A 21,330-nucleotide genomic window follows, 5' to 3' on the forward strand; every position below is an offset into this window, starting at 1 on the left:
TATAAAGACCATGCAAAACGCCCCTATGACTGCCCTGTTGCCCGACGGCCTGTTGATGCTCGCCGTAGTTGTCGCGTGGCTCAACGACACGTTTTTCGGCCAGGCTGGTCGACGCACGACGTATCTCATCGCGCTGCTCTCGTCGCTGGTTGCCGGCGTCTGGTTTGCCGTGAACGCTTTCGACCCGCAAGTGCACTACTTCTTTGCGCACATGTACGTGGTCGACCCGTTTGCCAGCATGATGAAGGCGGTGGTGTCGCTCGGTTATGCCGTGTCGATCGTCTACTCGCGCAGGTACCTCGAAGACCGCGACCTGTTCCGCGGCGACTTCTTCCTGCTCGGGATGTTCTCGCTGCTCGGCCAATTGGTGATGATCTCCGGCAACAACTTCCTGACGCTGTACCTCGGTCTGGAATTGATGTCGCTGTCGTTGTACGCGGTGATCGCACTGCGTCGTGATGCGGCCCAGTCGAACGAAGCGGCGATGAAGTACTACGTGCTGGGTGCAATGGCGTCGGGGTTCCTGCTGTACGGTATTTCGATGCTCTACGGTGCGACGGGCTCGCTGGATCTCAATGAAGTGTTCAAGGCAGTTGCATCGGGTCGCATCAACGACGTGGTGCTGCTGTTCGGCGTGATCTTCATTGTGGCGGGTGTGGCGTTCAAGATGGGCGCGGTGCCGTTCCATATGTGGGTGCCGGACGTCTATCAGGGCGCACCAACCGCCATGACGCTGTTGACGGGCGGTGGTCCGAAGGTTGCGGCCTTCGCGTGGGGCCTGCGTTTCCTGGTGATGGGCCTGCTGCCGCTGGCGGTGGATTGGCAGGAGATGCTGGTGATTCTTGCGGCGCTGTCGCTGATCGTCGGCAACATCACGGGTATCGTGCAACGTAACGTCAAGCGGATGCTGGCGTACTCGGCCATCTCCAACATGGGCTTCGTGCTGCTCGGCCTGCTGGCCGGCGTGGTGGACGGCAAGACGGCTACGGCGGCGAACGCTTACGGTTCGGCGATGTTCTACAGCATCATCTATCTGGTGACGACGCTCGGCACCTTCGGCATCGTGATGTTGCTGGCTCGCCGCGACTTCGAAGCGGAGACGCTCGACGACTTCAAGGGTCTGAATCAGCGCAGCCCGGTGTTCGCGTTTGTGATGATGATCATGATGTTCTCACTCGCAGGCGTCCCGCCGGCAGTTGGCTTCTACGCCAAGCTTGCTGTGCTGGAAGCGACGATGAACGCAGGCCTCACCTGGCTGGCCGTGCTGGCCGTGATTACCTCGCTGTTCGGCGCGTTCTACTACTTGCGTATCGTCAAGCTGATGTACTTTGACGATCCGCTCGACACCAACCCGATCAAGGCGGACACGACCAACCGTGCGCTACTCGCGATCAACGGCGTCGCCGTGCTGGTGCTCGGTATCGTCCCGGGCCATCTGTTGAGTGCTTGTCTGCAAGCGATCACCCATACGCTGCCGTTCTGATGTCGGCAGCGGGGTGGTTTATCGTGTTGTTGGCGCTCGTGTGCGCCAACCTGCCGTTCCTGAATCAACGCCTCTTCGCCGTCGCTCCATTGAAGGCGGAAAGGAAGAGCGCGTGGCTACGGATTGCCGAGCTGATCGTGCTGTATTTTGTGGTCGGCGCGCTCGGCTTCATGCTGGAGGCGCGGGCGGGCAACCGCTTCGAGCAAGGCTGGCAGTTCTACGCAGTCACGTTTAGCCTGTTTCTCGTGTTTGCGTTTCCCGGTTTCACCTTCCAGTATCTCGTCAAACGGCGCTGACGGCTCAAGCCGTCGCGCCCCACGCTGTCCTGAGGTCGCACATGGCTGAACTTCCCGATCACGACGCTGCGCTCACCGAGACCTGCATCGAGAGCAAAACGCTCCATCAGGGCCCATTCTTGACGGTTAAGTGCGACACGGTTCGTCTACCGGACGGCAAGAGTGCGACACGCGAATACGTCAAGCATCCGGGCGCCGTGATGGTAATTCCGCTGTTCGATGATGGGCGGGTGCTGCTGGAGTGCCAGTATCGTTATCCGATGGGCAAGGTCATGTACGAGTATCCCGCCGGCAAACTGGATCCAAACGAAGGGGCGCTCGCGTGTGCCAAGCGCGAACTGCACGAGGAAACGGGTTATACGGCGCGCGAGTATGTCTACGTGACGCGCATTCACCCGATCATTTCGTACTCGACCGAGTTTATCGACATCTATTTGGCGCGCGGTTTGACCGCAGGCGAGCGCAAGCTCGACGACGGCGAGTTTCTGGAGCTGTTTACGGCGAGCGTTCCGGAGGTTTCGGAGTGGGTGCGTACCGGCAAGATCACCGATGTCAAAACCATCATCGGCACGTTCTGGTTGGAGAAGATATTGTCGGGCGCGTGGCCGGCGGCGGAGCCGGAACCTGCGTAAGACAAGCGACGACTGCGTAGCAAACTACCAGCGGCAGCCTCCAAGGCTGCCGTTTGCATTGCAGCGGCGGTTAGCGCTGGGTGAGGACCAAACAAACGAAGAAGTCCACTCCGCTTTATGGCGCGTCGGCGGGCATCAGCGCAACGGGTTAGAATCGCGAACGCAGGCTCGATTGTTCCCGGACAAGAAAAGCGCTTCGAAATCACCCAAAATCAAAATTTACGAACGACCGTTCACAAATTTCTATTTTGCGCTAAACTCATACGCAAGCCCTGATTCCACATGAAGGTCCTCGATTTACAGTGTCCGCACGGCCATCGGTTTGAAGGCTGGTTTGCTTCAGCCGAAGACTTTGAGTCGCAATTGTCCCGCCAGCTCGTGGCATGCCCGATCTGCAGCGCGACCGAAGTCAGCCGTCTGCCGTCGGCGCCCCGGCTCAATCTGTCCGGTGCGTCTGAGGTGCAAGCCCCTGCGGGCAATGGGGAAATGCAGGCGCGCGTGATGCGTGCGCTGCGCGAGGTACTGGAAAAGACTGAGAACGTGGGCGACCGCTTCGCCGAGGAAGCACGGCGCATTCACTACAACGAAGCGCCTGCGCGCAACATTCGCGGTGTTACGACACCGGAAGACGCGAAAGCCTTGGTCGAAGAAGGCATTGAAGTGATGCCGTTGCCGATCCCGGCCGCTCTGAAGGAACCGCTGCAATAACGCAGTGGCTCACTGGCGGCGGGTCGACCCCGGCCAGGAGACACTGCGCATGAATCTTGACTATTCCCCCGCTGACGACGCGTGCCGCGCCGACATCCGCGCCTGGCTCGAAGCGAATCTGCCGCAAGAGCTCGGTGACAAGGTACTCAACCACAAGCGTCTGAATCGCGAAGACTTCGCGAACTGGCACAAGCTGCTTGGCACGCGCGGCTGGTCAGTGGTCGCTTGGCCAACCGAATACGGCGGCCCGGGCTGGAACGCAACCCAACGCCATATCTGGGACGAAGAATGTGCCCGTATCGGCGCACCCTCGGTGCTGCCGTTCGGCGTCTCGATGGTCGCGCCCGTGCTGATGAAATACGGCAGTGAGGCGCAAAAGCGCCACTATTTGCCGCGCATTCTGGATGGCACTGACTGGTGGTGCCAGGGCTACTCCGAGCCGGGCTCGGGTTCGGATCTGGCGTCGTTGCGTACACGCGCTGAGCGCGTCGGCGATCACTACGTGGTCAATGGCCAGAAGACTTGGACGACGCTCGGCCAGTACGCCGACATGATGTTTTGTCTTGTGCGTACCGACAGCGGCGCGAAAAAGCAGGAGGGCATCTCGTTCCTGCTGATCGACATGAAGACGCCCGGTATCACCGTCCGCCCCATCATCACGCTTGACGAAGATCACGAAGTCAACGAAGTGTTCTTAGAGGACGTGAAGGTGCCGGTGGAGAATCTGGTCGGCGAAGAAAATCGCGGCTGGACCTATGCCAAGTACTTGCTGGGTCACGAGCGCACCGGTATTGCGCGCGTCGGCGCATCAAAGCGCGAACTGGTGTTCCTCAAACGCCTCGCGCTTGAGCAGAAGAAGAACGGCAAACCGCTCCTGCTTGATCCGGTTTTCGGCGCCAAGGTGGCGAGCCTGGAGATTGAACTGATGGCGCTCGAAGTCACGGTGCAGCGCGTCGTGGCGAGCGAGAGCGGCGGACGCGGCCCCGGGCCTGAAGCATCCATGTTGAAGATCAAGGGGACGGAGATTCAGCAGGGTCTGACTGAGCTGATGATGGAAGCGGTCGGCCCGCTCGCCGCGCCGTTTGACGTGGCCTTCCTCGAAGGCGAGCGTGCCCACAGCATTGCCGGCGATGATGACGCTGCGCCGCTCGCTGCGTACTACTTCAACTACCGCAAGACGTCGATCTACGGTGGCTCAAACGAAATTCAAAAGAACATCATCGCGCAGATGATTCTCGGACTCTGAGGAGCGGCGCATGGACTTCACTTTTACCGACGAACAACAGCAATTCGCCGATGCATTGCGCCGCTATCTGGACAAGAACTACGGTTTCGAGGCGCGTCAGGCGATCGTGTATTCGGATGCGGGCGTGTCGGACACGCACTGGAATGCCTTCACGGAACTGGGATTGACGGCATTGCCGGTGCCGGAAGATCAGGGTGGTTTCAACGGCACGCCTGTGGATCTGCTGGTCGTGATGCAGGAACTGGGTCGCGCGCTGGTGGTGGAACCGTATTGGGCGACTGCGGTTGGCATTGAGGCGTTGCGGCTGGTACGTTTGGCAGGTGCGTCAGGTTCCGCAGGTTCGGGCCTGGATGAAGACGCCGCGTTGCTCGAACGCGCGGCGCAAGGCGAGATCAAGCTGGCGGTGGCGTTTCATGAACCGCATGCTCGCTACGATCTGTTTTCGGTCGAAACCGCAGCGACGCGGCAAGGCGGGCAGTACGCACTGAGCGGCACGAAATCGGTCGTGCTGCATGGTGCGCAGGCGCATTACTGGATCGTGCCCGCGCGTCTGAACGGCGAGATTGCGTTGTTCGTCGTGGCGCGCGATGCAGCAGGCGTGCAGGTGACGGACTATCGCACGATCGACGGCCAGCGCGCCGCGACCCTGTCGTTTGAAGGCACGCCGGCGCGGCGCCTCGGTGGTGACGAGACGGGTGCGGCGACGCTCGAGCATATCGCCGACTATGGCACGCTGCTGCTATGTGCCGAGGCGGTGGGTGCGCTCGATGCGCTCAATCACGCCACAGTCGACTACGCGAAGACACGCCAGCAGTTCGGCCAGCCAATCGCCCGTTTCCAGGCTTTGCAGCACCGTATGGTGGAGATGTTGATTCACGCCGAGCAGGCGCGTTCGGCAACCTATCTGGCCGCTGTGCGATACGCCAGCACTGATGCCGACGAACGTCGCCGCGCGGTCTCCGCAGCGAAGGTACGGGTGGGGCAGGCGGCGCGCTTTGTCGGTCAGCAGGCGGTGCAGTTGCACGGCGGCATGGGCGTGACCAACGAAGTCGCAGCGGCTCATCTGTTCAAGCGACTGGCTATCATTGAAACCACGCTAGGCGACGTCGATCACCACCTGGCGCGTTTCGCGGCGCTGCCTGGGTTCGCTAGTGTCGAAGTTTGAACCGCTGTCTGATCAGAACGAGAGAGGTGTGCGATGGGTTTGAGTTTCGAAGATATGGAAGTCGGCTCGGTCATCGAATGCGGCGAACATACGTTCACGCGTGAAGAGATCGTGGAATTTGCCGAGAAGTTCGATCCACAACCGTTTCACGTCGACGACGCGGCAGCCGCTGCTTCGCCGTTCGGTGGAATGATTGCGAGTGGCTGGCATACCTGTTCGGTGATGATGGGGCTGCTGGTGCGCAACGCGTTCAAAGACTCGACGTCGATGGGCTCGCCGGGGATCGATGAGATTCGCTGGTTGAAGCCCGTGCGCGTGGGCGACACGATCCGCATGCGCAATGCGGTTCTCGACAAACGCGTGTCGGCGAGCAAGCCGGATCGCGGCATCGTCGAGACGCAGTGGGAGGGCATCAACCAGCATGGCGAGACGGTGATCACCGTGCGCTCGAAGGGGCTGTTTGGTTTGCGCAATCCTGGGGCGCCCGCATGAAGCGCGATGCGGTAGGGCTTGATGTCCACGGCTTGCGTTCGCTGGTGGGCGGCATGCCGCTCGTCAGTGAATGGTTCACCGTGGATCAGGCGCGCGTCAACGAGTTCGCTAAGGCTACGGGGGACCATCAGTGGATCCACGTGGACCCGGATCGGGCGCGGCGTGAATCGCCATTTGGTGGCCCGATTGCGCATGGTTTTCTGACCCTGTCGCTGATCCCGAGCCTGCTGGAGCAGACTGTGAAGCTCAAGCAGCGAATGGGCGTCAATTATGGGCTGAACCGGGTGCGATTCACGTCACCGTTGCCGGTTGATTCGCTGGTACGCGCCAGTTTCGCAGTGGCGAGCGTGAACGACGTGGATGATGCGGGCGTGCAGGTGATGTGGAACGTCACGCTGGAACGGCAGGGTAGTGAGCGGCCGGTATGCGTGGCGGAATTCATCACGCGGCACTATTTCTAGTTCATGCTTCGTGGCCGCGTAAAGCGCCTACGCGGCCACATCCCCACGCAAGTTCAAATCACGACCGCGTAATCGGCGTTTCCACTCGCGCCGCCGCACCCGCATCCATATGCTTGGCCAGTTCAAGCTTGGCGATCGCATTCCGGTGCACTTCGTCCGGGCCATCAGCAAAGCGCAGCGTGCGCGCCGACGTATAGGCATACGCGAGCGGGAAGTCTTCGCTGAGCCCAGCCGCGCCGTGCGCCTGGATGGCCCAGTCGATCACCTGGCACGCCATATTCGGCGCGACGACCTTGATCATCGCAATCTCGCCCCGCGCGCCCTTGTTGCCCACCGTGTCCATCATGTAAGCGGTTTTGAGCGTGAGCAGGCGCGCCTGTTCGATCATGCAGCGGGCCTCGGCGATACGCTCCAGCGTGACGCCTTGCGCCGCCACCGGTTTGCCGAACGCCACACGTTGCAGCGAACGCTTCGACATCAGTTCGAGCGCGCGTTCGGCAAGTCCGATCAGCCGCATGCAATGGTGAATCCGGCCCGGTCCGAGGCGTCCTTGTGCGATCTCGAAACCGCGCCCTTCACCGAGCAGCATGTTTGACGCCGGCACGCGAACGTTCTCTAGCGAGATCTCCATATGGCCGTGCGGTGCGTCGTCGTAGCCGAACACGGTGAGCGGGCGGTGCACGGTGATGCCGGTCGCGTCGGCGGGAACGAGGATCATCGATTGCTGCGCATGGCGCGGTGCATCGGGATCGGTCTTGCCCATCACGATGTACACCGCGCAGCGCGGGTCGCCTGCGCCTGAGGACCACCACTTGCGGCCGTTGATCACATAGTCGTCGCCGTCGCGCACGATTCTGGTCTGGATATTGGTGGCATCCGACGACGCCACCTCCGGCTCAGTCATCAGGAATGCAGAACGGATCTGGCCGCGCAGGAGCGGTTCGAGCCATTGGCGCTTGTTGCCCGGGCTGCCATAGCGCTCAATGGTTTCCATGTTGCCGGTGTCGGGCGCGTTGCAGTTGAACACCTCCGGCGCCCAGGGCACCCGTCCCATGATTTCGCACAACGGTGCATATTCGAGGTTGGTCAACCCGGCACCACGTTCCGAGTCGGGCAAGAACAGATTCCACAGACCAGCTTCGCGTGCTTTTTCCTTCAGTTGCTCGATCAGTTCGGTCGGCAACCACGCATTGCCGTTCTGGCGGTTGCGGGCGATTTCATCGGCGAAGGCACGTTCTTTGGGGTAGATGTGAGCATCGAAGAAGGCGAGCAATTTCTCGCGCAGCGCCTGAACCTTCGGGGTGTAATCGAAATTCATGTATGACCTCGTGGATAACAGGGGTGTCGGTTAGCGCACTTTTTGCGCGTAGCGCCAGGCGAGTTCCGCCATGGGCTTTGCGCGCCGGCCTGCGTCGAGCGCTTGCGCGCTTGCCGCCGTGCCGTCGACGACGCGTTTCATGATGCCTTGCAGAATCGCGGCAATCCGGAACATGTTGTAGGCCAGATAGAAGTTCCAGTCGCCGTGAATCTCGAGGCCGGTGCGCTCGCAATAGCGTTTGACGTATTGCGCTTCGTCGGGGATGCCGAGCGCGGCCCAGTCGAGTCCTGCGATCCCGCGAAACTGCGCCGGATCGACGTGCCACGCCATGCAGTGATAGGCGAAGTCAGCGAGCGGATCGCCCAGCGTCGACAGTTCCCAGTCGAGCACGGCAAGCACGCGCGGTTCGTGTGGATGAAAGATCAGGTTGTCGAGCCGGTAGTCGCCGTGGACGATCGAGACGCGCTCGTTCGTTTCAGCTGGCATGTGCTGCGGCAACCATTCGATCAGGCGATGCATCGAGTCGATCGGTTCGGTTTCGGAGGCGACGTACTGCTTGCTCCAGCGGCCGATCTGCCGCGCGAAGTAGTTGCCGGGCTTGCCATAGTCAACAAGACCGACGGCTGTGACATCCACGCTATGCAGCGCCGCGATCACGCGATTCATTTCGTCGTAGATGGCGGTGCGTTCGGCCGGTGTCATGCCGGGCAGCGACTGATCCCATAGAACGCGGCCTTCGACGAATTCCATCACGTAGAAGGCGCGGCCGATCACGCTTTCGTCCTCGCACAGCGCTAGCATCTTTGCGACGGGCACGTCGGTATCGGCGAGCGCATGCATCACGCGGTATTCGCGCTCGACGGCATGTGCGGACGGCAGCAGTTTCGCCGAAGGTCCGGGCTTCGCGCGCATCACATAGGTGCGCGACGGCGTGATCAGCTTGAAAGTCGGATTCGACTGGCCGCCGGCGAATTGCTCGAGGGTGAGCGGCCCAGCAAAACCGTCGACGTGCTGGGATAGCCATGCGGCCAGCGCGTCAGTGTCGAAACGTTGACGCTCGGTGACCGGCCGGGTGCCTTCGAATGCCGAGTAGTCCGGATTGTGTTCAGGTCCGCCAGTCTGGGTGACTTCGCCCATTGTCTCCTCCAGTGCAGTGTTGGCTATGCCGGGCGCTTGTATTGAATGAATTGCGCGTAGAGCATTTCCATCGTGGTATTGCGCACATCGCGGTGCAGCGGCGATGGCGGCGAGTAGTTGAGCGTTCGCAGCACCCAGTCGCGCGGCGCCGCGCCCACATCTAACGCGTTGATGCAACCGGTTGCCTGCGACAGATGCCCGAAAAACGTGCGGCCACCCGCAGTAATGGCGTGCGAAAGAATGGCGCGGTTCACGCCGCCGTGCAGCACGAGCAACACGGTGTCCCACGAACTGTCTTCACGCAGCGCGGCAACGGCCGGCAACACGCGGTCGAACAGCGCGCCGATGGTTTCGCCATCTAGAAACCGCGTGCTTTCGGGCACGATACCGTCGAACACGCTGAGGAACGCGGCTTCGATATCGGCAGGCGGGATGTTGGTCAGTTTTCCGCCACGAATTTCCTGCAGCGCGGGTTCGATCTCCAGTTCGATGTGCTGGCCTGTTTCGGTCAGCACGCGCTGGGCGGTTTCGACCGTGCGCGGCAAACCGCTGACGATCACGCGGTCAAAACCGATCTGCTGTTCAGCGAAAACGCGGCCGGCGGCGCTGGCCTGTTCGCGGCCAGCGGCATTCAGCGGCACCGTTTCCGGATCGATGGCGCGACCCGTGGCGTCGAAATACGTCACGTCGCCATGTCGCATCAGGTAAATGCGCCGCCGCTTCGGCAATTGGAATTCAGACATGACGGATTCGCTCACTGATTCACTCACACAAAGGTCGGCTCATTTGTAGACCGGGGCGCGCTTTTCGAGGAACGCGGTGATGCCTTCCAGCCCATCCCGGTGATGCAACGACGCGACGAAATTGTCGCGCTCCGCGACCAGGTGATCAGCGAGCGTTTGTGTGCCGGCTGCGCCGACCAGGTTCTTGATGCGGGCAATCGAATTCGGCGAGATTTTGCCGAGCTCTTCGGCCCACGCAATCGCGCTGTCGCGCGCGGCATGCGGCTTCGTGAGCCGGTTCACGACACCGAGTTCGTGAAGGCGTGCGGCGCCGATCGGTTTGCCTTCCAGCAAAACTTCAGTGGCCAGTTGACGCGGCAATGCCTGCGCGAGGAACCATGAACCGCCGCCATCGGGTGTGAGGCCGACGCGGGCGTAGGACATCACGAACTTCGCGTCGTCGGCGGCGACAAGCAGGTCGCAGGCAAGCGCGAGCGAAAATCCCGCGCCCGCGGCAGCCCCTTCGACTGCCGCAATCACCGGCTTTGACGAAGCACGCAGCGCTGCGATCCATTCGGCGAGCAGGTCGATGCTTTGCGCCTGCACCGAGGGGTCTTTCGCGCGATTCTCTAACAGCCGGTTCAGATTGCCGCCCGCGCAGAAGAAGTCGTCCGCACCCGCCAGAACGATGGCGCGGATCGATGGATCGCGCTCCGCGCTGTCGAGCGCTTCGATGCCCGCCGCATACATATCGGGATGCAACGCATTGCGCGCGCCCGGATTGGAGAGCGTGAGCACGAGTGTGGCTTCGCTTTCAGCGGGGCGCGAGGTAAGGAGTTCGGCGCTCATTGCTGGTTCTCCGTTTGAGCGTCAGCGGCATCGCGCTGGGTGAGCGAGAGGCCCAGTTGCGCACGCCGCGCAAGCCATGGCGACGGACGATAACGCGGGTCGCCGAGCACGCTCGACATGTTGCGCAAGATGGTCAGGATGGTATTCGCGCCGAGGGCGTCACCTAGTGCAAGCGGGCCCCTCGGATAACCGAGACCCAGCGTAACGGCGAGATCAATATCTTCAGGCGTGGCAATCTGCTTCTGCGCAATCTCGCAGCCAATATTGACGATGGTTGCCACCACACGCTGCGCGACGAAGCCAGTCGAGTCGCGGATCACGGTGACGGGGACGCCGTCGTCGGCGAGCAATGCGTGTGCGGCGTCGCGTGCGGCTCGCGTGGTAGCTGGCGTCGTCATCAGCGTGCGGCGCTGCGCGGCGACCAGCGGGAACAGTGTGTCGACTGCGACCACGCGGCTTGCGTCGAGCCCTTCGTCGACAGCTGCCGTGGTTGCGTCGTGGCCGAACGGCGTGACGATCAGCAGCGAATCGGCTGCCGGTGTAGTGCCTTCATCAAGCGGGACGCCGGCCTTGGCAACCAGTTGCAGCAAGGCTTCGCGCGCTTCGGGATAGCGTTGACTGATCCATACCCGTTTGGGCAGTACCGTCGGCGCCGGCGCTTCGGCGCTGACCTGCTGTTTGCCATCGTCGTAGCGATAAAAACCTTCGCCGGTCTTGCGGCCAAGCAGCCCACCCGCCAGACGCGTGCCGGTAATCGGCGAGGGCGTAAAGCGCGGCTCCTCATAGAACTGGTGATAGATTGATTCCATCACCGGATGCGACACGTCGAGCGCGGTGAGGTCGAGCAGTTCGAACGGCCCGAGGCGAAACCCGGCCTGCTCACGCATGATGCGGTCGATCTCGACGAACCCCGCCACACCTTCGCCCGCCACCCGCAGGCCCTCGGTATTCATGCCACGGCCGGCGTGATTGACGATGAAGCCCGGCATGTCCTTCGCGCGCACGGGAGTGTGGCCCATGCGACGCGCGAGATCCATTAGCGCGTCGCCCGCGGCCGGATCGCTGCGCAGACCGTCGATCACCTCGACGACTTTCATCAACGGTACCGGGTTAAAGAAGTGATAGCCGACCACGCGCTCCGGGTTCGTACAGCCTGCCGCGATGGCGGTAATCGAAAGCGACGACGTATTCGATGCCAGCAGACAGCGTCCGCTGACGATGGTCTCGAGCTCACGGAAGAGGGCGCGCTTGACATCGAGTTTCTCGACGATGGCTTCAATCACGAGATCGCAGCCGGCGAGATCGCTGATCGCTTGCGCGCCGCTCACGCAGGCTAGCGCCGCAAGCGAGCGCGCCTGCTCGAGCTTGCCTTTGGCGGTGAGTTTGGCGAAAGTGTCAGCGAGGTAGTCGCGCGCTGCGCCAACGGCGGCCGGATTGGTGTCGTATAAACGGACGCTCAGGCCGGCAAGCGCCGCAATCTGCGCGATGCCACGGCCCATTGCGCCTGTTCCAACAATGCCGATAGTCTCGATGCTGTCATTGCGAGAGGTCATTGGGTTACTCGACTCCATGGTTTTTTTAGAATAGCACGATCGTGCAATTTACTGGATGATTGATTGAAACGTCGCTCGCATCAGTGCGGCGGGCGCTTCCAACAACCGTCCGAGGGAGACAACGGATGATCAAGCTGTGCGGTTTTGCACTGTCCAACTACTACAACAAGGTCAAGTTCGTGCTGCTCGAACACGGCATTCCGTTCGAGGAAGTGCCTGTAATGACAAGCCAGCAAGAGGCGATGCTTGTCCACTCGCCGCTTGGCAAGGTGCCGTACATCCAGACTGAGCACGGCGATCTGTGCGAGTCGCAGCCGATCATTGAGTATTTGCACGCGCGTTTTCCCGAGAAAGGCATTTTCCCGGCTGATGCTTGGGAGGCTGCGAAGGAACGCGAATTGATCACGTTTCTCGATCTGCATCTGGAACTGGTGGTGCGCGATCTGTACAAAGAGGCCTTCTTTGGCGGCAAGGTCACCGATGCGACTAAAGGCCGTGTCGAAAAACTGCTGACGCGGCATATCGCCGGTTTCAAACGGCTGGCGAAGTTCGATCCTTATGTGCGTGGCGCGACGTTTGGTGCGGCGGACATGGCAGCGTTCGTGAACCTGCCGCTCGTGGGGATGACCACCCAGATCATCTACGGACGGGATTTCCTGCTCGAGGCGGGCGTGGACTGGAAACGTTACGTGAAGACGGTCGGCGAGCGGCCTGCGGCGCAGCGGGTGACGGCTGACCGCAAGGCCTATGTGGCAGCGTCCAGACCGGCGTGACGAGGGTGCGTGGCCTGGGTTGCGTGGGCAGGGTGCGCCGTCGGGCCGAGACGCGCTCACCCACTGCGCTGCGCGACGCGATGGCGAAGAACGTGAGGGGTTCGTTCGCAGCATCGCGCGCATCATCCTAGAGACGCGCCAGCCGGTCGAGCGCGGTGGCGAGGGTGCTTTCCTGCTTGGCGAAGCAGAACCGCACCACGCCCGATTCATGCGGCTCATGATAGAACGCCGACACTGGAATAGCAGCAACACCGATCTCGCTCGTCAGCCACTGTGCGAAATCCGCCTCCGGCAGGTCGCTGATGGCCGAGTAGTCGACGCACTGGAAGTAGGTACCGGTGCAGGGCAGCAGCTTGAAGCGGCTATTCGAGAGACCGGCGCGGAAGAAATCGCGCTTCTTCTGATAGAACGCGGGCAATTCCAGATACGGCTTCGGATCGCGCATGTAGTCGGCCAGACCGATCTGCATCGGCGTGTTCACCGTGAACACGTTGAACTGATGCACCTTGCGGAATTCGTCCATCAGGGCAGCGGGCGCAGCGACGTAGCCGACCTTCCAGCCCGTCACGTGATAGGTCTTGCCAAAACTCGACACCACGAAGCTGCGCTGGGCGAGTTCGGGATAACGCGCGACGCTCTCGTGCGGCGCGCCGTCGTACACCATGTGTTCGTAGACTTCATCGGACAGGATCAGCACATTGGTGCCACGTACGATCGCTTCGAGCTTGCGCATGTCCTCGGCGCGCCACACCGTGCCGGTTGGATTGTGCGGCGTATTGATCAGCAGCAGGCGGGTTTTCGGCGTGATCGCGGCGGCCAGCTTGTCGAATGGGATCGCGTAATCGGGCGCGTCCAGCGTCACGAACACCGGCTTGCCGCCCGCCAGTTCAATGGACGGCAGATAGCTGTCGTAAGTCGGTTCGACCACGATGACTTCATCGCCTGGATGTACCGCGCACAGAATCGCCGTCAGCAGCGCCTGGGTCGCGCCCGCGGTCACGGTGATCTCGCTGTTGGCGTCGTAGCGGTGGCCGTAAAGAGCGGCGATCTTGTCGGAGATCGCCTCGCGCAGCGGCGCGACGCCAGCCATGGGCGGGTACTGGTTGTGCCCGTCGCGCATGGCCTGGGCCACCGAATCGACGATACGCGGGTCGCAGTTGAAGTCCGGAAAACCCTGGCCGAGGTTGACCGCGCCTTTTTCCGCGGCGAGCGCGCTCATCACGGTGAAAATGGTGGTGCCGACGTTCGGCAGACGGGACGGAAACGACGGATTCATAGGCGTGTCGTGCGGTGCATTCATGGCGCGGTCTGGTGCAGATACGGTGGCCGTCGTGACGGGCTGAGTGTCGATTGTAGGGAATTGGGGCGCGGCGTGCGCGTCAGGCCGCCGCGGGCTCATTGGTCTCAAGGGCGCAGGCGCTGACAAACGGCGCCGGTTGCGCAATCTGGAAAGCGAAATCGCGGGCGATACGGCGCGCCAGTTTCAGTACGGCGCGATCCTTCGAGACCAGCCAGTCGGCGCCCGCCGTGTGCGCCAGTTCGAGAAACTTCTGGTCGTCGCGGTCTTTGCATTTCGGCAGCGGCCGCGCATCTGCATCTTCAAGCGGGGTGGGCGCGGGTTCGACGAGTTGCGTCAGACGGGTGAGCGTGGCCAGAACAGCCGGCTTGTCCACTTCGCGTTTGGCAAATTGCGGGTAATCGAGCACCCAGGTCAGTTCGGCCAGACAGCGGGCGTCAATCAGCGCTTCGAGCGCGCCGCTTTCAAGGGCGGCGCGAATCGGCCGGGTGTGCGGATCGTCAAACACGAGAATGTCGATCCATACATTCGAATCGAGGACGACGCGCAGGGCGCGGGCGGCAGGGGAGGCGGGCATTCGTTACAATCTGGCTTTCGTCATTAATGCCAGGCACGGCGTGCCTGCAAGCCTCTATGATAATCGTTCTGTCGCCGGCGAAATCGCTCGACTACGAAACCCCTCCGCACGTCAAAAAGCACACGATCCCCGATTTTGTCGACGACGCCTCTGAATTGATCGGCGGTTTGCGCCGGTTGTCGCCGCAGCAGATCGCCACGCTGATGAGCATTTCCGATCCGCTCGCGCAACTGAACTTTGAACGGTACGCCGAGTGGTCGCCGGAATTCGGCACGCACAACGCCAAGCAGGCCGTGCTGGCGTTTAATGGCGACGTGTATGAAGGGTTCGACGCAAAGACCCTGTCCTCGGCCGATCTCGACTACGCGCAAAAGCATGTGCGGGTGCTGTCGGGGCTCTACGGGCTGCTGCGGCCGCTCGATCTGCTGCAGCCATACCGGCTCGAAATGGGAACGCGCTTTGCCAACGCGCGCGGCAAGGATTTGTACGCCTTCTGGGGCGAGCGCATCACCCATGCCCTGAATGCACAGTTGAAGAAGAACGCGGGCGCGGCGCGGGTGCTGGTCAATTGCGCGTCAGGCGAATACTTCAAGTCAGTGAGGCCGAAGCTGCTCGACGCGCCGGTGATCACGCCCGTATTCGAAGACTGGAAGGGCGGCCGCTACAAAATCATCAGCTTCCACGCGAAACGCGCGCGCGGGCTGATGGCGCGCTATGTGGTCGAGAACCGGCTCGACACACCCGAAGCGTTGCAAGGCTTCGATGCCGAAGGCTATGCATTCGACGCTGACGCATCGAACGATTCGACTTACGTATTTCGTCGCCGCATTGCGGACTAAGGCCGCGACGGCGACAACTGGCAACTGATGCCTGGAAAATCATCATGACACTTTCGATCACGAGTAACTTCGACGCAGGCGCGATTGAAGTTCTGTCCTGCGAAGAGGCCGATAACATCCGTCTGCGCGTGCGGCGCGACAGCAAGGCCGACTTTGCGCAATGGTTCTACTTCCGCCTGTCGGGCGCACAGGGCGAACGTTGCGTGATGACCTTCGAGAACGCCGCCGAGTGCGCATTCGCGGAAGGCTGGCGCGATTACCAGGCGGCGGCGAGCTACGACCGCGTCAACTGGTTTCGCGTGCCGACTTCGTACGACGGCCGGGTAATGACGATCGACCACACGCCTGACTTCGACCGCATTTACTACGCGTACTTCGAGCCGTACGGCGAAGAGCGTCACTCGGAGTTCCTCGGCGCGGTCCAGCAAATGCCACAGGCGACGCTGACCGAATTGGGTCAGACGGTCGAGGGTCGTCCCATGTCGTTGCTGACGCTGGGCACGCCGCAGACCAGTGATACCCCGAAGAAAAAAATCTGGATCATCGCGCGCCAGCATCCGGGCGAAACCATGGCCGAGTGGTTTGTCGAAGGCATGGTCAAGCGGCTGGCCGGCTGGGGCGATTGGGCGGGCGACCCGGTGGCACGCAAGCTTTACGAGCACGCGGTGTTTTATATCGTGCCGAACATGAACCCCGACGGCAGCGTGCACGGCAATCTGCGCACCAACGCGACGGGCGCGAATCTGAATCGCGAATGGATGGAGCCGGACGCCGCGCGTAGCCCGGAAGTGCTGCTCGTTCGCGACGCGATTCACGCGACCGGTTGCGATCTGTTCTTCGATATCCACGGCGATGAGGCACTGCCGTATGTGTTCGTGGCGGGCTCGGAAATGTTGCCGGGTTTCACCGAGCGGCAAGGACAGGAACAGAAGGCTTTTATCGAAGCGTTCAAGCAGGCAAGCCCTGACTTCCAGGACAAATACGGCTATGCGGCGAGCAAGTACCGCGAGGATGCGCTGAAGCTCGCGTCCAAGTACATCGGCAATGAGTTCGGTTGCCTCTCTCTGACGCTGGAAATGCCGTTCAAGGACAACGCGAATCTGCCGGACGAGCGGGTGGGTTGGAATGGCGAGCGCAGCGCTTCGTTGGGCGCCGCGATGCTGCAGGCCATTCTGCGACACGTCGAGACGTTCGCCTGACGCCTCTTGTCCACCCGTAAGAGAGAGTCGCAATAACAAAGCGAGGCACACGTGATGAGCGTGCGCCTCGCTTTTTTGTGTTCGCTACAAGCCTATGCGATGACGCGCTGGCTTATTAATGCTGCTTGTTGGCGGACATTCTTTTTGCTGCTCGATTTCGTGGATGCAGACTTGCTCGAGCTCGCCTTCTTCGAACTTTTACCTGATGATTTTTTCGTCGAAGATTTGTTGCCGCTGGAGTGTTTGCCCTTCGTGCCTTTGTGCTTGCCAGACCCCGGCTCGGCTCGCGGCCTGGCTGGCGGCACCGGGTCGTTCCAGCTGAACGCGAGCATCTGGTTGCCGACGTAGCCGCAGCGGAATTTCAGGTCGGCGGGGTCACCACTGCTGTCCTGGCGCACACCGAGCCCTTCGACGGTGACAATGTTGTCGACCTTGACACGCTGCTTGCCTTCGTCGAACGAATCGTTCCACGGTGTGACCGACGAATGCGCGGTATCGAAGGAGCTGGGTGGAAATTCGACGTGATCGAAAGCGGTTGAGGTGCTGGCGACAAAATTCCCATGCGCGGCGCAATCCGCGACAAGCGGATCGGCGTGCATTTCATTGACGAATTTATCGACGAGTTCGTTGTGCTGTTCGAGCTGATCGGCGAATGCGGTTGCGGTACACATGAGCGAGACACTCGCTGCACATGCCGCTAATTTGCCGACCACCCGCAGCAATCGGCGCGGTACGTTGGTGCGATCCATCTAGTTCGGTAGGCGCTATTGAGACATCAGGCACGTAAGATGCCCGACGACCGGTGGGAGTTCAATCCTGACACAAATATTTTGGCTTGTCGTGGTACCGCTCCTCAGAACGGGGCGATGCGGCAGCCACGGATTGCCACTGCGCGCGACATTGGTCCACTGCTTTGTACGAAACGCAGCGATGAGTGGCCCGTGACGTCAGTGCATCTTCTCAGATGCGCGGACCGCCTAGCCGGTAGCGTCGTACGTCGTAGGTCGTAACCCAGGCGGGCCGATAGACAGCGATCAGCGCGGTGGACATACCGGTGAACCAGGCTTCGCCTGTCGCAAGCAGAAAGATACTGAAGGCGTAGCCGACGGGCACGACCGCCATTGATCCACCAGCAATCGCGACGTGGGTGCCTAGCGCGGCGCCCGCTGTCAATGCAACCGCGATAGCGGGCGACACGAACCCTTGCCCAAAGATGAACATGAAGAGGTTGCGTGGCAGCCATGCAATGCAGGCTCGCTGCAGCAGGGCGGAGATCCCGACCGGCAACGCACCGTAGATGAGGAAGGTGAGCGCGATGCCTTGCCAGGAGGCATCGAAGACGACCGCTGCAAGGCCGGTTACTGCGGCCATGGCTACGAGCGCCAGTGCCCAGTCGAACAGTGTGACGACCAGTGTTGCACCGAGCAGATGCATCACGGTGCCGTCGTCGAGCCACGCGTTGCTGGCCCACAGCACTGAAACGGCGACGATGATGGCCAGCCAGACGTGCTGAAGGGTCGCATCCTGGAGGCGCTTGAACGGATTTTTCCACAGCGCGAGCGCGAGCAGCAGCGCGGTGGCGACCCAGCCACCGGCAGCGACCCAGAGCGGAAGCGGTGTGTAGAGGAAACCCATAAATCTAATATTACTCGTTAGGCGAAAAAAGGTGTGAGCGGATTCCGTGCCAGCGGCCAATGAAGCATCGCTGGCAGGACCGCGAGTCGCCTCAGCTTGATTCGCCGGAGCCCGGATCTCCAAATGGAACGGTGGGTTCGGCTGCCATTGGCAGGGCTTCGGTGGTGTCGTTAGCCGGCAACGGGTACTTGAATGCTGGCTGGGTGCGGCGGCGTAGCGGGACCGCTCCAGGCTGTCCCATGACAGGACGAGGGGTGGCTTCGTGGTCGCTGCGCAAGACCTCGAGGTTAGCGGAGAGCCACCCGTTGTAGAGCGCCACGGCGGCGGCCCGGTTGGGAGCGCCGAGTTGCTGGAAAATGCTGGCCAGATGAATCTTGACGGTGCCCTCGCTGATGCCAAGTGTGCGAGCGATCATCTTGTTGGTGCTGCCCATATGCACGCAGCGCATGATCTGCTCTTGACGCGGCGACAGGCCGCTCGCGAGTCGGGCACGACGAGGTGGCGGCTTGGTGGCTGCCGCGGGTTCGCGCGGCACGGGTTCGGGCGCTGGCGGTAGCGTGAGGGCGAGGGCGCCCGCCGGCACATAATGGCCGCCAAGCAGCACAATTTCCAGTGCCCGCACGATCTGGCGCGGGTCGGTGGATCTTTGGATGACGCCGAGTACGCCCTTGTCCAGCAAACTGCGTACGAAGCCTGGCGAGGTATCGTCGCTCAGCACGGCGATGCGCAAGTTCGGATCGTCTTCCAGTAATCGGCGTACTTCGTTGACGGCCATCCAGTCCTGCCAGTCGATGGCGAGCAGATCGGGCTGCTGGCGCCGTACCGTGCGACTGACCTGACGCCAGTCCTGTGCTTCGTCGAAACGCGCCGTGCGGTCGATTTGCCGCAACAGTGCCTTGAGTCCGTCGCGTCGTTCCGCGTCCGAATTGAGAACAGAGAATCGCATGCCATGCCTCCAGATGAATCGGTCTTGATGGCGCGATGCTCGCGGACTGGGTTCAGCCGGTCGCAGTGCGATGCGCCATTGGCCTCATGATGACAAATTCCTTGCATCCTGACGGCCTGGCCGGATGGCATAGGATGAGAGACACTTGCACCTGTAGTCAGCCTGAATGACAGCTCGTTGATCTGCAACAAATGATTGAGCAACAACGAACCGTCGCTATTGCCTGAGGGCTCGTGGTTGTGGTTCTGTCTATGCGTGCGTCCCGAAAATGCGTCGCAAGAATGCGAACGGCCCGACCAGCTTTAGCCGGTCGGGCCGTTTCGTTCTGGGGGACCCGATGCATCATCTACCCCACTCGTGACCGAGCGGGTAGCGGCAAACGGTGTGCGCGTCAGTGGAAATGGGGCTGCGCGGGTTCTGCGTCCTCCGGCATCTCCGCATGCACGATCTCGCCTAGCGGGTCCGCGTAGAGCGGCACGCCGCAGTCGTCGCAATATTCCGGCTCGAAGCGGCCCGCATGACGGCGGATGTCGGACACTCCGGTTTCCTTCAGCAGCGCGACAATCTCCTCGAGCGGGCCGTCGGAAGCGGCGGCTTCTTGCGGTTCTTCGTCAATCCCCGCTTCGCCGTTTTCACGGCCATAGAGTGGCCACACAACACCGTAGATCACGTCGTTGCTGCCGCGGCGCGTGAAGCCGACGCGATATTCGTCGATCCGGCGCTCGCCGAATCCCGCTACAACCGCCCGCAGATCGGCCGGCGCCGCACTGATCGTATCGAACAGGTAGCGCACGGCGGTGCGCACCGTGTGTGGGCGCACGCGCTCGTCGGCGTCGCGGCAGGCCGAATAGTAGGCGTCGGGCAGCAGGCATTCGAATTCGCAGCCGGGCAACGCCAGCGAAAGATTGGCGCCGCCCTGCGTCGCCCATTGTTCGAGGCATTGGCCGCGTTCGATCCGATTGCCATGCTCTTCTTCCTGCCAGCGGAACACCGGTTCGCTGACCGGTGCGGCGACCACGGCCAATAGGAAGCGCGGGTCAGCCAGGATGGGCGAGGTCTCCGGCAGTTCGCCGAAATTGATTTTCGCGCTGCCGCCGCTCAACGCAGCTTGCGTGAGTTGCTGCGCGATGCGCCAGGTCTCGACATGATGGCGCGGCAACTGGTCGATGCTGTACAGGAATGGTGCCATGCCCACACGCGTGCCGGCTGCAAGCACGTGAGCCTGCAGATGGACGCGCAGTGCGTCGGCCGCGTCGCTCTTGAGCGGGCCAGACGGAATCGCATAGCGGGTCCACGCGAGCACCGGCGCGGCGATCAGCAATGCTTCATATGGCACGCCTTCGTGCTCTACGATAAAGGATTCGCTGTGCGTTTCTGCCATGTCGGCGAGCGCGCCGTAGGCATCCGGGTGATTTTGCTGCAGATGATCGAGCGCGGCGTCCAGCGTGGTCTGGTTGGCGTTGCGGACGATCTTGGCCAGCAGCGCATCAAGCTTGGCCTCCCAGAAGCGGTCTTCGGTGCGACTGCCCGACGCGAATAGCGCGAGCGAGAGACCGACAAGCTTGTCGGCGTCGGGGGGGAGGCGTTTGGCGATTCGCGAGCGCATAAATCCAGAAATTGGGTGCACAGAACCGTACATTCTAGTCTTTTCTCGCCCGCGACATGATTTGAACGAGATTGTCGTGCGGCCAGACAGCGTGCGGCTTGCTGTTCATTGCGCGACGAGATGGCCCCAATCGACGAGCGAGGACGGTCGAAAAGGGGCTTTGAAATTTATTCCAGATAACGCTTGCAAGGCATGGAATGGCTCGCTAGAATCTCGGTCTTTCGCGCTTCGGCAACGAGGTGCGGGGGGCGGGAGAGCCAGCAATGGCAAGGGTTTGAGCGGGTCGGGCGGGTTCAGGAAGTTAAAAAAACCTGTTGACGACGTAGCGAAAGTTCTTCATAATCTCGTTTCTCTGCTGCTGATGCAGCGACGCAGAACGAAGCGGTGCCGGGTAGG

At 61.6% G+C, this 21,330-nt stretch carries 22 protein-coding genes; 11 read left to right on the plus strand and 11 right to left on the minus strand.

Annotated elements, in window-relative coordinates:
* Nucleotides 1-10 precede the first annotated feature (10 nt).
* The 8 genes from nuoN to WCA85_RS04085 all read left to right on the plus strand — a co-directional run bounded on the left by nuoN (nucleotide 11) and on the right by WCA85_RS04085 (nucleotide 6,483).
* Nucleotides 11-1,483 carry an NADH-quinone oxidoreductase subunit NuoN gene (gene nuoN / locus WCA85_RS04050; RefSeq protein ID WP_424061883.1) on the plus strand — a complete coding sequence of 491 codons (1,473 nt, stop codon included), beginning with the start codon at nucleotides 11-13 and terminating at the stop codon, nucleotides 1,481-1,483.
* Nucleotides 1,483-1,779, plus strand: a complete 297-nt coding sequence (locus WCA85_RS04055; RefSeq protein ID WP_424061884.1) for a DUF2818 family protein — start codon at nucleotides 1,483-1,485, stop codon at nucleotides 1,777-1,779. Before nuoN ends, WCA85_RS04055 begins: the two co-directional genes overlap by 1 nt.
* 41 nt (nucleotides 1,780-1,820) lie before the next feature.
* Nucleotides 1,821-2,411, plus strand: coding sequence for an NUDIX domain-containing protein (locus WCA85_RS04060; protein WP_424061885.1), 591 nt, complete (start codon nucleotides 1,821-1,823; stop codon nucleotides 2,409-2,411).
* Between the two features lie 282 nt (nucleotides 2,412-2,693).
* Nucleotides 2,694-3,119 carry a DUF1178 family protein gene (locus tag WCA85_RS04065; RefSeq protein ID WP_424061886.1) on the plus strand — a complete coding sequence of 142 codons (426 nt, stop codon included), beginning with the start codon at nucleotides 2,694-2,696 and terminating at the stop codon, nucleotides 3,117-3,119.
* A 49-nt stretch (nucleotides 3,120-3,168) separates the two neighbouring features.
* Complete coding sequence (locus tag WCA85_RS04070) at nucleotides 3,169-4,365, plus strand: acyl-CoA dehydrogenase family protein (RefSeq protein ID WP_424061887.1); 1,197 nt, start codon at nucleotides 3,169-3,171, stop codon at nucleotides 4,363-4,365.
* Between the two features lie 10 nt (nucleotides 4,366-4,375).
* Nucleotides 4,376-5,530 carry an acyl-CoA dehydrogenase family protein gene (locus WCA85_RS04075; RefSeq protein WP_424061888.1) on the plus strand — a complete coding sequence of 385 codons (1,155 nt, stop codon included), beginning with the start codon at nucleotides 4,376-4,378 and terminating at the stop codon, nucleotides 5,528-5,530.
* A gap of 33 nt (nucleotides 5,531-5,563) precedes the next feature.
* Complete coding sequence (locus WCA85_RS04080) at nucleotides 5,564-6,022, plus strand: MaoC family dehydratase (RefSeq protein ID WP_424061889.1); 459 nt, start codon at nucleotides 5,564-5,566, stop codon at nucleotides 6,020-6,022.
* Nucleotides 6,019-6,483, plus strand: coding sequence for a MaoC family dehydratase (locus WCA85_RS04085; RefSeq protein WP_424061890.1), 465 nt, complete (start codon nucleotides 6,019-6,021; stop codon nucleotides 6,481-6,483). The genes WCA85_RS04080 and WCA85_RS04085 overlap by 4 nt, the downstream gene beginning before the upstream one ends.
* Nucleotides 6,484-6,541: 58 nt before the next feature.
* Here WCA85_RS04085 and WCA85_RS04090 read toward each other — a convergent pair whose 3' ends face one another.
* From WCA85_RS04090 to WCA85_RS04110, 5 genes are read right to left on the minus strand one after another with little or no spacing between them, the layout of a single operon-like run.
* On the minus strand, nucleotides 6,542-7,801 hold the full coding sequence (locus tag WCA85_RS04090) for an acyl-CoA dehydrogenase family protein (protein WP_424061891.1): 1,260 nt from the start codon (nucleotides 7,799-7,801) through the stop codon (nucleotides 6,542-6,544).
* A 30-nt stretch (nucleotides 7,802-7,831) separates the two neighbouring features.
* Nucleotides 7,832-8,938: a phosphotransferase gene (locus WCA85_RS04095; protein ID WP_424061892.1), complete on the minus strand. Its 1,107-nt coding sequence runs from the start codon at nucleotides 8,936-8,938 to the stop codon at nucleotides 7,832-7,834.
* A gap of 23 nt (nucleotides 8,939-8,961) precedes the next feature.
* Nucleotides 8,962-9,681, minus strand: a complete 720-nt coding sequence (locus WCA85_RS04100) for a histidine phosphatase family protein (protein ID WP_424061893.1) — start codon at nucleotides 9,679-9,681, stop codon at nucleotides 8,962-8,964.
* Nucleotides 9,682-9,720: 39 nt separating this feature from the next.
* On the minus strand, nucleotides 9,721-10,509 hold the full coding sequence (locus WCA85_RS04105) for an oxepin-CoA hydrolase, alternative type (protein WP_424061894.1): 789 nt from the start codon (nucleotides 10,507-10,509) through the stop codon (nucleotides 9,721-9,723).
* Complete coding sequence (locus WCA85_RS04110) at nucleotides 10,506-12,062, minus strand: 3-hydroxyacyl-CoA dehydrogenase (protein ID WP_424061895.1); 1,557 nt, start codon at nucleotides 12,060-12,062, stop codon at nucleotides 10,506-10,508. The genes WCA85_RS04105 and WCA85_RS04110 overlap by 4 nt, the downstream gene beginning before the upstream one ends.
* Before the next feature lie 125 nt (nucleotides 12,063-12,187).
* On the opposite strand from WCA85_RS04110, the gene WCA85_RS04115 reads away from it, so the two are divergent.
* Nucleotides 12,188-12,835 (plus strand): glutathione S-transferase, encoded by a 648-nt coding sequence (locus WCA85_RS04115; protein ID WP_424061896.1) that lies wholly within the window; start codon nucleotides 12,188-12,190, stop codon nucleotides 12,833-12,835.
* A 127-nt stretch (nucleotides 12,836-12,962) separates the two neighbouring features.
* Here the strand turns inward: WCA85_RS04115 and WCA85_RS04120 are convergent, their stop codons facing one another.
* Both WCA85_RS04120 and WCA85_RS04125 read right to left on the minus strand, forming a co-directional pair.
* Nucleotides 12,963-14,135, minus strand: a complete 1,173-nt coding sequence (locus WCA85_RS04120) for a pyridoxal phosphate-dependent aminotransferase (protein ID WP_424061897.1) — start codon at nucleotides 14,133-14,135, stop codon at nucleotides 12,963-12,965.
* A gap of 79 nt (nucleotides 14,136-14,214) precedes the next feature.
* Nucleotides 14,215-14,709 carry a putative toxin-antitoxin system toxin component, PIN family gene (locus WCA85_RS04125; RefSeq protein ID WP_424061898.1) on the minus strand — a complete coding sequence of 165 codons (495 nt, stop codon included), beginning with the start codon at nucleotides 14,707-14,709 and terminating at the stop codon, nucleotides 14,215-14,217.
* 56 nt (nucleotides 14,710-14,765) lie between these two features.
* On the opposite strand from WCA85_RS04125, the gene yaaA reads away from it, so the two are divergent.
* Nucleotides 14,766-15,548, plus strand: a complete 783-nt coding sequence (gene yaaA / locus WCA85_RS04130; RefSeq protein ID WP_424061899.1) for a peroxide stress protein YaaA — start codon at nucleotides 14,766-14,768, stop codon at nucleotides 15,546-15,548.
* A gap of 44 nt (nucleotides 15,549-15,592) precedes the next feature.
* Nucleotides 15,593-16,747 (plus strand): M14 family metallopeptidase, encoded by a 1,155-nt coding sequence (locus WCA85_RS04135; RefSeq protein WP_424061900.1) that lies wholly within the window; start codon nucleotides 15,593-15,595, stop codon nucleotides 16,745-16,747.
* Nucleotides 16,748-16,839: 92 nt separating this feature from the next.
* Here WCA85_RS04135 and WCA85_RS04140 read toward each other — a convergent pair whose 3' ends face one another.
* The 4 genes from WCA85_RS04140 to WCA85_RS04155 all read right to left on the minus strand — a co-directional run bounded on the left by WCA85_RS04140 (nucleotide 16,840) and on the right by WCA85_RS04155 (nucleotide 20,934).
* On the minus strand, nucleotides 16,840-17,496 hold the full coding sequence (locus WCA85_RS04140; RefSeq protein WP_424061901.1) for a BspC domain-containing protein: 657 nt from the start codon (nucleotides 17,494-17,496) through the stop codon (nucleotides 16,840-16,842).
* A gap of 211 nt (nucleotides 17,497-17,707) precedes the next feature.
* A complete protein-coding gene (locus WCA85_RS04145) occupies nucleotides 17,708-18,382 on the minus strand; it encodes an energy-coupling factor ABC transporter permease (RefSeq protein WP_424061902.1) in 675 nt (224 codons plus the stop codon).
* 91 nt (nucleotides 18,383-18,473) lie between these two features.
* Nucleotides 18,474-19,328, minus strand: a complete 855-nt coding sequence (locus WCA85_RS04150) for a LuxR C-terminal-related transcriptional regulator (protein ID WP_424061903.1) — start codon at nucleotides 19,326-19,328, stop codon at nucleotides 18,474-18,476.
* A 391-nt stretch (nucleotides 19,329-19,719) separates the two neighbouring features.
* Entirely contained in the window at nucleotides 19,720-20,934 is a 1,215-nt protein-coding gene (locus WCA85_RS04155; RefSeq protein ID WP_424061904.1) for a DUF2863 family protein, read from the minus strand.
* Between the last annotated feature and the right edge of the window lie 396 nt (nucleotides 20,935-21,330).

This window comes from Paraburkholderia sp. (assembly GCF_049581445.1).
GTDB lineage: Bacteria > Pseudomonadota > Gammaproteobacteria > Burkholderiales > Burkholderiaceae > Paraburkholderia.

Coding starts and splice junctions, on each gene's coding strand:
- nuoN (WP_424061883.1), top strand. CDS start 11: ATGCAAAACGCCCCTATGACTGCCCTGTTGCCCGACGGCCTGTTGATG.
- WCA85_RS04055 (WP_424061884.1), top strand. CDS start 1,483: ATGTCGGCAGCGGGGTGGTTTATCGTGTTGTTGGCGCTCGTGTGCGCC.
- WCA85_RS04060 (WP_424061885.1), top strand. CDS start 1,821: ATGGCTGAACTTCCCGATCACGACGCTGCGCTCACCGAGACCTGCATC.
- WCA85_RS04065 (WP_424061886.1), top strand. CDS start 2,694: ATGAAGGTCCTCGATTTACAGTGTCCGCACGGCCATCGGTTTGAAGGC.
- WCA85_RS04070 (WP_424061887.1), top strand. CDS start 3,169: ATGAATCTTGACTATTCCCCCGCTGACGACGCGTGCCGCGCCGACATC.
- WCA85_RS04075 (WP_424061888.1), top strand. CDS start 4,376: ATGGACTTCACTTTTACCGACGAACAACAGCAATTCGCCGATGCATTG.
- WCA85_RS04080 (WP_424061889.1), top strand. CDS start 5,564: ATGGGTTTGAGTTTCGAAGATATGGAAGTCGGCTCGGTCATCGAATGC.
- WCA85_RS04085 (WP_424061890.1), top strand. CDS start 6,019: ATGAAGCGCGATGCGGTAGGGCTTGATGTCCACGGCTTGCGTTCGCTG.
- WCA85_RS04090 (WP_424061891.1), bottom strand. CDS start 7,801: ATGAATTTCGATTACACCCCGAAGGTTCAGGCGCTGCGCGAGAAATTG.
- WCA85_RS04095 (WP_424061892.1), bottom strand. CDS start 8,938: ATGGGCGAAGTCACCCAGACTGGCGGACCTGAACACAATCCGGACTAC.
- WCA85_RS04100 (WP_424061893.1), bottom strand. CDS start 9,681: ATGTCTGAATTCCAATTGCCGAAGCGGCGGCGCATTTACCTGATGCGA.
- WCA85_RS04105 (WP_424061894.1), bottom strand. CDS start 10,509: ATGAGCGCCGAACTCCTTACCTCGCGCCCCGCTGAAAGCGAAGCCACA.
- WCA85_RS04110 (WP_424061895.1), bottom strand. CDS start 12,062: ATGACCTCTCGCAATGACAGCATCGAGACTATCGGCATTGTTGGAACA.
- WCA85_RS04115 (WP_424061896.1), top strand. CDS start 12,188: ATGATCAAGCTGTGCGGTTTTGCACTGTCCAACTACTACAACAAGGTC.
- WCA85_RS04120 (WP_424061897.1), bottom strand. CDS start 14,135: ATGAATGCACCGCACGACACGCCTATGAATCCGTCGTTTCCGTCCCGT.
- WCA85_RS04125 (WP_424061898.1), bottom strand. CDS start 14,709: ATGCCCGCCTCCCCTGCCGCCCGCGCCCTGCGCGTCGTCCTCGATTCG.
- yaaA (WP_424061899.1), top strand. CDS start 14,766: ATGATAATCGTTCTGTCGCCGGCGAAATCGCTCGACTACGAAACCCCT.
- WCA85_RS04135 (WP_424061900.1), top strand. CDS start 15,593: ATGACACTTTCGATCACGAGTAACTTCGACGCAGGCGCGATTGAAGTT.
- WCA85_RS04140 (WP_424061901.1), bottom strand. CDS start 17,496: ATGGATCGCACCAACGTACCGCGCCGATTGCTGCGGGTGGTCGGCAAA.
- WCA85_RS04145 (WP_424061902.1), bottom strand. CDS start 18,382: ATGGGTTTCCTCTACACACCGCTTCCGCTCTGGGTCGCTGCCGGTGGC.
- WCA85_RS04150 (WP_424061903.1), bottom strand. CDS start 19,328: ATGCGATTCTCTGTTCTCAATTCGGACGCGGAACGACGCGACGGACTC.
- WCA85_RS04155 (WP_424061904.1), bottom strand. CDS start 20,934: ATGCGCTCGCGAATCGCCAAACGCCTCCCCCCCGACGCCGACAAGCTT.